The sequence below is a fragment of the Desulfovibrio sp. SGI.102 genome (assembly GCF_050314315.1).
Taxonomy (GTDB): domain Bacteria; phylum Desulfobacterota; class Desulfovibrionia; order Desulfovibrionales; family Desulfovibrionaceae; genus Desulfovibrio.
In genome coordinates this window covers 44259-51963 of sequence record NZ_JBNPNC010000015.1, presented here as the reverse complement: position 1 = coordinate 51963, position 7705 = coordinate 44259, and the positions used below count along the sequence as shown (strand labels likewise).

General features: G+C 61.1%; 7 protein-coding genes. All 7 read left to right on the top strand.

Features of this window, described 5'->3' with window-relative positions; genetic code table 11:
- Positions 1-481: 481 nt before the first annotated feature.
- The 7 genes from ACQRCJ_RS05240 to ACQRCJ_RS05210 all read left to right on the top strand — a co-directional run bounded on the left by ACQRCJ_RS05240 (position 482) and on the right by ACQRCJ_RS05210 (position 7596).
- The gene (locus ACQRCJ_RS05240) at positions 482-823 is read left to right on the top strand and encodes a WYL domain-containing protein (protein WP_427799444.1); all 342 of its coding nucleotides are present in this window, start codon (positions 482-484) and stop codon (positions 821-823) included.
- A gap of 282 nt (positions 824-1105) precedes the next feature.
- Complete coding sequence (gene nikA, locus ACQRCJ_RS05235) at positions 1106-2695, top strand: nickel ABC transporter substrate-binding protein (RefSeq protein WP_427799443.1); 1590 nt, start codon at positions 1106-1108, stop codon at positions 2693-2695.
- Between the two features lie 78 nt (positions 2696-2773).
- Positions 2774-3715, top strand: a complete 942-nt coding sequence (gene opp1B, locus ACQRCJ_RS05230; RefSeq protein ID WP_427799442.1) for a nickel/cobalt ABC transporter permease — start codon at positions 2774-2776, stop codon at positions 3713-3715.
- Positions 3716-4540: a nickel/cobalt ABC transporter permease gene (gene opp1C, locus ACQRCJ_RS05225; protein ID WP_304014540.1), complete on the top strand. Its 825-nt coding sequence runs from the start codon at positions 3716-3718 to the stop codon at positions 4538-4540.
- The gene (locus ACQRCJ_RS05220; RefSeq protein ID WP_427799441.1) at positions 4537-5373 is read left to right on the top strand and encodes an ABC transporter ATP-binding protein; all 837 of its coding nucleotides are present in this window, start codon (positions 4537-4539) and stop codon (positions 5371-5373) included. Before opp1C ends, ACQRCJ_RS05220 begins: the two co-directional genes overlap by 4 nt.
- Positions 5370-6224, top strand: a complete 855-nt coding sequence (locus ACQRCJ_RS05215) for an ABC transporter ATP-binding protein (protein WP_427799440.1) — start codon at positions 5370-5372, stop codon at positions 6222-6224. Before ACQRCJ_RS05220 ends, ACQRCJ_RS05215 begins: the two co-directional genes overlap by 4 nt.
- Before the next feature lie 13 nt (positions 6225-6237).
- The gene (locus ACQRCJ_RS05210; RefSeq protein WP_168934977.1) at positions 6238-7596 is read left to right on the top strand and encodes an MATE family efflux transporter; all 1359 of its coding nucleotides are present in this window, start codon (positions 6238-6240) and stop codon (positions 7594-7596) included.
- The last annotated feature ends 109 nt before the right edge of the window (positions 7597-7705 follow it).

Genomic DNA, 7705 nt, shown 5'->3' with positions numbered 1-7705 from the left:
CGCACGAAACACGAAAGGCGTACCGGATACCGGTACGCCTTTTTTGTCTGCCGGACGACATGCACCGCGTCATGTGTGACAGCCCGTATCAGGCGGCCGCCCGGCTGCCGGACACAGAGAGCCTGCCGCCAGGCGGTATCGGCTGTCGGCTGAGCAAGGGCCATATCGACTACGCCCCCTTTGCGGCCACGCTGGACTGTCTGACCCAGGCCATGCAAGCGCGCAGCGTCTGTACCGTGAGCTACCGTGCCGCTCTGCACCGGCAGGAAAAGACCTGGCAGTATGCGTCGCTGCGCCTGCTGGCCTATCGCGAGAGCCTTTTCGTGCAAGGCTATATGGTCACGGATGACGGTCCGGTGGAGTGTCTGTTCGACGATACGACCCTGCTGGCGCTGCATCGCATCACGGCCAGTCGCGTCACCGGACGCAGCTCTGCCTCCCTGCCGGACATCCCCGCACCGTCCGGCGAGGGGCTGGCATCATGGAAATGGAAGAAGAACCTTTCGAAGTCAGCCTGCGCTTTGCCCCGGAGGCCGCCACCTATGCGGCCGAACGCTGCTGGAGCCGGGACCAGCGTTGCGAAATGCATGACGACGGTTCCGTCACGCTGCCTATCAGGGCGCATAACGAAGCGGAGTGTCTTTCCTGGGTGCTGGGCTTTGCTGACAGGGCCCAGGTGCTGGCCCCGGACTGGCTGCGCAGGGAGATCAAAAAAACGGTCTCTGCCATGGCCCGCCTGTACCACACGCCGCGCAAACCGGCAGACACGGCCGAAAGCGGTGACTCTCCTGCCGCGGCCTGCTCCCTGCGGCTGCGGGAGTAGCCCACGATGCCGGTCCTGTGTGCATCCTTACCGGATGTTCCTCTATCAGGTACTTCGTCTTGGGCCACCCCGTTCGCATCCACGCAGGTTCCAGTCAGTCCGTACTCTACCTTTGCCCCAGCGCCTGAAGGGCTCCTGGGATATCCATGCTCCGCCCTGCCGTGATTCTCCTTTCCTATCACGGGTAATGGGAAAAAAGTATTTTGCGGCATCAGAAGGTTATAGCATAGAGTCCATTGGAAATGAAAATGAATTTTTATTCTATAACAAAGGACGGACTGCATGACCATTCATTCCACTTTCGGCAAGCTGGCCTTCTCTCTTGCCCTGGCAGGGACATTCCTTTTTCCCGGCCTTGATGCCCGGGCCACGGGTACTACCACCGACACCTTGAATTTTGTCAATTACCGGGATGTCCGTGATCTCAATCCCCACCTGTATGCCGGTGAGATGTATGCCCAGGAAATGATCTTCGAGACCCTGGTGGACATCACGGCCGACGGTTACAAGCCCTGCCTGGCCGAAAGCTGGGATATTTCTGCCGACGGCAAAGTCTACACCTTCCATATCCGCAAGGGCGTCATGTTCACTGACGGGACCCCGTGCGATGCTTTTGCCATCAAGGCCAACTTCGATGCCATCCTGGAAAACCGTGCCCGCCATACCTGGCTGGAGATGATGCACCTGCTGGAAAAGGTGGACGCACCTGATGCCCAGACCTTCCGCATCTTCATGAAGGCGCCGTACTGGCCCATGCTTACGGAACTGGGCGTGACCCGTCCCTTTGCCATCGTCTCGCCCAAGGCCATGAAAAACGGATCCACCAAGAACGGCGTGACGGCCTATGTGGGAACCGGGCCCTACAAGCTGACCAAGGTCGTCACGGACGAATACGCCGTGTTCAAGGCCAACGAGAACTACTGGGGCGAACAGCCCAAGATCAAGCGTGTGGTGGTCAAGGTCATCCCCGACAACCAGACCCGCATCCTGGCTCTGGAAAAAGGCGAGATCGACCTGATCTGGGGCAAGAACATGCTGGATGCCGATACCCTGAACAAATACAAGGACAGCAAAGGGTTCGGCGTTGCCCTTTCCGCCCCCACGTCCATCCGGCACATCGTCCTCAACGGGCAGAATCCCGTGCTTGCCGACATCCATGTCCGCAAGGCCCTGCAGCATGCCACCAACCGTGTCGCCATCGCCAAGGGGGTGTTCCACAATACCGAACTTCCCGCAGATACGCTGTATGCCCGCAGTGTCCCCTATTGCGACATCGATCTGAAACCCTACGAATATGACATGGCCAAGGCCGCCAGGATCCTGGACGAGGCCGGCTGGAAGCCGGGCTCCGACGGCATTCGCCAGAAGGACGGCAAGCGCATGGAGCTGGGGCTGCTCTACAACAGCAACAGCGTGACGGAAAAGACCATCGCCGAATACCTGCAGCATGAATACGGCAAGCTCGGCATCAAGGTGAGCCTGCGCGGCGAGGAAGAACAGTCCTATCGCGACAACATGAAGAACGGCCTGTTCGACATGATCTTCAACATCTGCTGGGGCATGCCTTACGACCCGCAATCTTCCATGGCCGCCATGCGCCAGCGCGTCTACGGTGATTATGCCGCCCAGCTTTCCCTGCCCGACAAGGCCCAGATCGATGCGGCCATCACGGAAATCATGTCCTCCACCGATCCGATCCGCAGGCAGGAGCTTTTCACCTTTGCCCTGACCCATCTGCATGAGGATGCCATCTACATCCCCCTGACCTACGAGACCAACAAGGCGCTCTTCACCAGGCGTCTCAAGGGGGTGGGCTTCAACCAGACCCAGTACGAAGTGCCGTTCACCAGAATGTACTTTGAAGGGAAATAGCGGGACGGAAGTCCCCGCAGGGAAGGGCTATCCCGCCACAGGCCGGCCCTTCCCCGCCTTTCCCGCCCGGATCGCCTCATGAAAAACTACATCATCATGCGCCTGCTGGCCACCGTGCCCCTGCTGCTGGGCATATCCTTCCTGTGCTTCGTCTTTATCAACCTTATCCCTTCCGACCCTGCCGAGGTGGCCCTGCGCATCCGCCAGACCCCCATCATCACGGAAGAACTCATCGCCCAGACCCGTGCCGAACTGGGTCTGGATCAGCCCTTTCTGGTGCGCTATGCCCACTGGCTCTGGGATTGCCTGCACTTCGACCTGGGCGTGAGCTACACCAATCCTGCCCGGACGGTGCTGGGCGAGATAGGCCGCTGTCTGCCGGCCACCCTGGAACTGGCCGGGCTCTCGCTGGTCTACGTCATCGTGCTCAGCCTGCCCATCGGCTTCCTGAGCGCCGTCTACAAGGACACATGGTTCGACCGCATCATGCGCGGTGTGGTCTTTGCCACCACGGCCATGCCCGTTTACTGGGTAGGCCTGCTGCTCATCTGGATCGTCAGCATCAAGCTGGACCTGCTGCCCACCAGCGGCTACGGGGGCTTTTCCAGCCTTATCCTGCCGGCCTTCACCGTGGCGCTGAGCTACATCTCCACCTATATCCGCCTGATCCGCAACAACATACTGGAAAACATGCGCGAGGATTATGTGCTCTATGCCCAGGCCCTCGGCCTGAAGCAGCGCAGCATCCTCGTACGCCATATCCTGAAGAACTCCCTGCAATCCTGCGTGACCGCCATCGGCATGAGCATCCCCCAGCTCATCGCCGGCACCATCGTGGTGGAGAACGTGTTCGCCTGGCCGGGTGTGGGGCGCCTGTGCATCGCCTCCATCTTCAATCGCGACTATCCGGTCATCCAGGCCTATGTGCTGCTGGTAGGCGTGCTTTTTGTCTTCTTCAATCTGTTCTTCGACATCCTGCAGTATGTGGCCGACCCGCGCCTGCGCGAAAGGAAAGCGTAAATGTTGCAACAACTTTTCAAGAATCCCATGGCCCTGCTGTGCATGGGGATCGTCCTGGTCACGGCCCTGCTGGGCATCTTTGCTCCGTGGGTGGCGCCCAACGATCCCTATGCCAACGACATCCTCAACAAATTCGACAGCCCCTCCTGGCAATATCCCCTGGGCACGGACCATCTGGGGCGCTGCGTGTTCTCGCGCATGCTCTTCGGCATACGGCCCACGCTCTTCCTTTCCCTGCTGACCATGCTGGGCACCATCGGGCTGGGCGTGATCATGGGCATCACCGCAGGCTACTTCCGCGGCACGGTGGATGAAGTCATCATGCGTGTGGTGGACGTCATGCTCTCCTTCCCCAGCCAGATCATCATCCTGGCCGTGGTCGCCCTGCTGGGGGTGGACATCCGCAATGTGGTCATTGCCAGCATCTTTATCAAATGGGCCTGGTACGCCCGCATGATCCGGACTGCGACCATCAAGTATACGGGCATGAACTTCGTGCTTTTCTCCCGCAGCATCGGTTCCGGAAACTTCTACATCCTCACCCGGCACATGCTTCCCTGCATCGCCGCTGAACTGGCCGTACTGGCCTCGCTGGATACGGGATGGGCCATCCTCAACATCTCTACCCTTTCCTTCCTCGGGCTGGGCGTCCAGGCCCCTGTGCCCGAATGGGGCGCCATGCTCAATGAAGCCAAGAACGTCATGGTCTCCAACCCCGAGCAGATGATCGTCCCCGGCATCGCCGTGGTGGTGCTGGTAGGGGCCTTCAACATGCTGGGCGACTGCCTGCGCGACGCCCTCGATCCCAAGGAGGTGCGCCAATGAACGATATCCTCACCGTCAGGGACCTGTCCGTCCACTTCCGACAGGGAAAGCGTCTGGTGCAGCTGGTGGACCGGGTCTCCTTTTCCGTGGCCAGGGGAGAATGCCTGGGCATCCTGGGAGAATCGGGCAGCGGCAAGAGCATGACCTGCAAGGCCCTGCTGGGCCTGCTGGACGACAACTTCCAGGTCACCGGCAGTTCCCGCTTTGAAGGCAAGCCCCTGCTGAGCCAGACACCGGAGCAGCTGCGCCGCCTGCGGGGCGGCAAGATCAGCATGGTCCTGCAAAATCCCATGTCCTGCTTCGATCCCCTGTACCGCATCGGGGAGCAGATGGCCGGGACCCTGCAGGAGCACACCGCCCTGAAAGGCAGGCCCCTGCAAAAAAGGATGGAGGACATCCTTCGCCTGATGCGCATCCACGACCCGGCGGACGTGCTGCGCAAGTACCCGCACCAGCTCTCGGGCGGCATGTTGCAGCGCGTCATGATCGGGCTGGCCATCTGCATGCAGCCTTCGCTGATCATTGCCGACGAGCCAACGACAGCCATCGACTCCATCAGCCAGTATGCCATCATGCAGGAATTCCTGCGCATCAAGCAGCGCGGGGAAGTCTCCATGATCTTCATCTCGCATGACCTCGGCGTGCTGTCGCTCATCGCTGACAGGCTCATCGTCATGCATGACGGCAAGGCGGTGGAAAGCGGTACGGCACAGGAGATCTTCGACAACGCCACGGACACCTACACCAGACACCTCATCAAACAGCACAGGGCCGTCATGCACCGCTTCCTGGATGCGCTGCATGCTCCTGTCCCCGGAAGGATACCCGCATGAACACACTGCTCCACGCAGACGACATCCACGTCTCATTCAAAAAGGAAAACCAGAAAAGCCTGTTCGGCCGGGAACGGCAGCAGGTCTTGCGCGGCATCTCCCTGAGCCTCCGCGAGGGGGAATGCCTGGGCATCATCGGTGAGTCCGGCAGCGGCAAGAGCACGCTGGGGCGTGTGCTTTCCGGCCTGCTCAAACCGGAGCGGGGCACAGTGCGCATCAACGGGCTGGATCTGTATGCCAGACGCTCCGCCCGCGAGGCTGCCGCCCTGCACCACAGCCTTTCCGTCGTCTTTCAGGACTATACATCTTCGGCCAATCCCCGTTTCAGGGTGGAACATATCATCGGGGAGTCCTTGCGGGCCCTGGAACGCAGTACGGGCCAGCGTGTGGACCGACGCGCCCGGATCTGTGAGCTGCTGGAGCAGGTGGGCCTGCCGGCCGCGTTCATCTCCCGCTATCCGCATGAACTGAGCGGCGGTCAGTTGCAGCGTGTATGCATCGCCCGTGCCCTGGCCATCCGGCCGCGCATCATCCTTCTGGACGAGGCCATCAGCTCGCTGGACGCTTCCACCCAGGTGCAGATCATGGACCTGCTCATCGAGCTGCGCCGGGATCTGGGGCTTTCCTACCTGTTCATCACCCACGACCTGACCAGCATCACCTACCTGTGTGACCGGGTCATTTTCATCGACGCCGGCACCATCGTGGAACAGGTGGACGATATCCGGCGCATCGCCATGATCCGTAACGATTATGCCCGCAACCTGCTGGGATCCGTCATGGGCATCGGTGTGGAGCTCGGCAGCGGGGCTGCCCGCACCGGGCAGGATCGTTACGCGGCCATTGCCTGAGAAGGATAGATTCATGCCCCCGGTTCCTCCCCAGGCGGCCGCCCTGTCCGCCCCCTCCCGCAGGGAATATGCAGCCATGCTGCTGCCCTTCATCCTCTCCACGGTGACGCAGCCGCTCATCGGCGCCGTGGATACGGCTGTCATGGGACGCCTTTCCGACCCTTCCTATATCGCGGGAGTGGCCGTAGGTGCCGTCATCTTCAATACCCTGTACTGGCTGCTGGGTTTCCTGCGCGTGGGCTCCACAGGGTTCAGCGCGCAGGCCTTGGCCACAGGGGATGCGGAGGCCGCCTGGAAGGCATTCCTTTTGCCGGGCATCATGGCCCTGCTGCTGGGCACGCTCATCCTGTTGTGCCGGGATGCCGTCTTTTCCGGTGCCATGTTCCTGTTGCGCCTTGATCCGGCTGCCAGAGAAGTCGCCGGGATCTATTACGACATCCTGATCTGGACGGCTCCCCTCACGCTGCTGAACTACGCCATACTGGGCTGGCTCATGGGGCAGGCCCGCATCAGGGCCTCCCTGCTCATGCAGATAGGCGGCAATGCGGTCAACATGCTGCTCGACTTGCTTTTCGTAAGCCTGTTCGGCTGGGGGGTACCGGGAGTGGCCGCAGCATCCGTACTGGCCTGCCTGTTTGCCACCATCACCGGGCTGGTCGCCATGCGGGATTCCCTGCCTCCCCTCCCTGCCCCGCTCCCCAGTCTCGTCCGCGTGGGGGAAATGCTGCGCATGGCACGGGTCAACGGCAATCTGTTCCTGCGTACGGTCTGCCTGCTGACCCAGACCAACATCTTCATGATCACCACGGCATCTTTCGGGACCCTGACCATCTCGGCCAATGCCGTCATCCTCCAGATCATGCTGATCTTCTCCTATGTTTTCGAGGGGATCGCCAATACATCGAGCGTATTTGCCGGAAAGGCCGCCGGACAGGGCTGTGCCGCCATTCTGGAAAGGACACGGCGCCTTACCCTGCACTGGTCCCTCGCGGCGCTGCTGGGCATGACCCTGATCTACGCCACGGGGCACACGCCTTTGCTGCGCCTGTTCACCGATCTGCCGGAAGTCCTGGCCGCTGCGGAACGGTATGCGGACTGGGGGATATGCTTCCCGGCATGCGCGGCCCTGGGCCTGACCTACTATGGCCTGTTCACGGGCAGCAGCCTGACCCGCCCGGTCTTCCTCTCCACCCTGCAGGCCCTCGTGGCTTTTTGTCTGGCCTGGCTGGCTTTTGTCCCTTTCTGGGGCAACCACGGCCTGTGGGGCGCATACCTGATCTTTTATGCCGGCAGGTCGTTCTTCCTGCTGCGCTACTGGCCCCGGCTGCGTGACGCGCCTTTCTTCAGGCATGGCGGCGCGGCCCTTTGCTGAACCTTATCCTGACAGAGACGTACATGAACTTTCATCAAACTTCGCGGGCGGAAGCCGCCCCGGGGCAAAAAACGATCGCCCTGCTCCGTGAGCGTGACCTCTCCCTGCC